This window comes from Borrelia persica No12, from assembly GCF_000500045.1.
Lineage (GTDB): Bacteria > Spirochaetota > Spirochaetia > Borreliales > Borreliaceae > Borrelia > Borrelia persica.
Genome location: NZ_AYOT01000028.1, coordinates 1 through 1000 on the forward strand (window position 1 = coordinate 1; position 1000 = coordinate 1000).

At 35.8% G+C, this 1000-nt stretch carries 1 protein-coding gene; it reads left to right on the forward strand.

The genetic code is table 11. The features are described 5' to 3' along the window. The coding region (locus U881_RS0100445; protein ID WP_024652913.1) for a variable large family protein at window positions 1-665 on the forward strand (665 nt) is incomplete at its 5' end. Window positions 666-1000 lie beyond the last annotated feature (335 nt).

Consider the following 1000-nt stretch of genomic DNA (forward strand, 5'->3'; position numbering starts at 1 on the left):
AGGCTATTGGTACTGATGGTGATGAACTAATTGGTAATGTTGCTGCTCAGAATAACGCTGGTGCTGCTGGGAATGTTACGAATTTAATAAAGGGAATTAAGTCAATAGTAGATGTGTCACTTAAAGGTTTGGGAAGTGATGAATCGGGAGATGATAAAAAAGCTTCAGATGGTTCTACTGCAAGAACTAATGGCAATGCTGCTGATGGTGAAGCAGCTAAATTATTTGTTACTGGTAATGGTGCTGCTGGAGCTCAAGCTAATGCCAAAAAAGTTGTTACTGATGCAGCYAAAGCAGTTGGGGCGGTAACTGGTGCTGATATCCTGCAAGCTATGRTTAAAGATAATGGTAAATCAGCTAAGTTAGCTGAAAATAATGATGCTAATGCTAATATTGGTGTTTCCCCTAAAGATGCGGTTATAGCAGGAGGTATAGCGTTAAGAGCGATGGCTAAGGGCGGTAAGTTTGCTAATAGTAGTGATGCAGATGTTTCTGATGCAGTTAAAGGAGCAGCAGTAAGTGTAGTCATTAAGGCATTAGATACATTAACTGTAGCAATAAGAAAAACAGTTGATGCAGGACTTAAAACAGTAAAAGAAGCAATTAAAATAAATGYRARTGATMCTCCTGTAACTTTTGATAAGAACACATCTGAAGGAAAATAATTGGATARAAAATAAATAATTAAGTAAAATGAAAAGAAGTAGATAAAAACAAAAGGAAAACAACTCTTATAAAAAAGATGTGTTTTCCTTAAATAATTTATAGGGGTAAAGGGCTTTTGTTTAATAGAGAGATATTTCGTTGCTTGAATTGATTGTAGAAATTGTATTTTTTACTTTGCTGTCTGATATTCTCTTTCTTTTCTTGACTGCTAGGGGGGGGGTGAATCGTGACCGTTTGCAATAAGAATAGGTGATTTCTTCTTTCCTTTTTTGGAAGTATGAGTTGGGTCGTAGAGACTCTGCACCTAATAAATCATTGACAGTATTAGTATCAA